Origin of the sequence: Tychonema sp. LEGE 07196, assembly GCF_963890365.1 — a bacterium.
GTDB lineage: Bacteria > Cyanobacteriota > Cyanobacteriia > Cyanobacteriales > Microcoleaceae > Microcoleus.
Map to the genome: position 1 here is coordinate 1 of NZ_CAWPRX010000178.1, position 1,123 is coordinate 1,123.

Below are 1,123 nucleotides of genomic sequence, written 5' to 3' on the forward strand. Positions count from 1 at the left end.
GTGGGGGTGTAGGAAAGGGGGAGGTTACAACCTGGCAGATCGTGATTAAGCCGAATTTCACGCATGATCCTGAACTATTCGGCCTGCTCGTCTTCATCTCCATCAATAGCGCCATCGAAATTTGTAGTCTTACTTGGCAGAAGGGACCTAAAATTATCTTTAACTTCCTTCACCTTTTCAGATAATATCTTCAAATCGGATCTGCTTACCGCCTCCTGAAAAGGCGAGCTGTGATAACTAGGGTCAACCAATCGAATTGGTGCTTCTTCGAAACGCTCAAGAGCCGCTGAAAACAGCCTTGCTCGAAGATCTTCATCAATCTGCATGGCTTCTGTTCTGTATCCCTCATACGCCTGAGCAACCGAAGCTTTGAATGCATAGTCTTCGGCGAGGCGAAAGGTTGTGCCAATTTGCTTTGTTGATAGCCAAGCAAACCAAACCGGCGCACCAATCCCCAGAATAGCGAGCAAAGCGTTCACGATCACTACGACCGTTGGTTTATCTCCCGTGAGGACGTCCTTTAGCGACTCGACACGCTCCCAGCCCACGCCCGCCGCTGCAATCAGTGCGACTGCTAAACCAGCAGTCCAAGCGACGCCTGCCCTTGAAAGCGCATCCTTCCGAGCCTCGAATGCCTTGGAAAGACCGACAGCCGTCGCCCCTCGCAAAGCATGCTCACTTTTAGCCAACAAATTATCAGCCTCGATGAACATCGTTTTTATTTTTTCATTTGAGACATCAATGCCCGCCAAAAGGTTCTCACGAGATGAAGCAACGATTTCAGAATCTTCACTAATTTGCCTCGCCAGCCCTTGAGCTTCCTCAATCAAACTCGCAAGTTCATGGCGCCGTTCCTCCAATTCGGCCAAATCGGTCGGCAACTGATCGGCTGCTTCGTGCGCCGCCTCAATGTCCGCAATTTTCCTAGCTACATCTTTTGAACGTGGCTCAATTTCCTGCAATCGAGCTTCTACTGAACGCAGGCGCTTCGTGAGATCTCTAGGCTCAGGACTCATTGTGGTAGCCAGAAGATGACGATTGCTGCGATACAGATAGCGGACATGAAGGTGTGGGCGCATCGGTCGTAGCGGGTGTGGATGCGCCGCCAGTCCTTGAGTTTTCC

Annotated in this window: 1 protein-coding gene and 1 pseudogene; both read right to left on the minus strand. The window is 50.7% G+C overall.

Translation table 11 applies throughout. The annotated features are described in order from the left end of the window. Window positions 1–74: 74 nt before the first annotated feature. Window positions 75–962 (minus strand): hypothetical protein, encoded by an 888-nt coding sequence (locus AACV78_RS21190; RefSeq protein ID WP_194074434.1) that lies wholly within the window; start codon window positions 960–962, stop codon window positions 75–77. Between the two features lie 50 nt (window positions 963–1,012). Beyond that, window positions 1,013–1,123: pseudogene (locus AACV78_RS21195) on the minus strand (IS5/IS1182 family transposase); the annotation flags it as partial.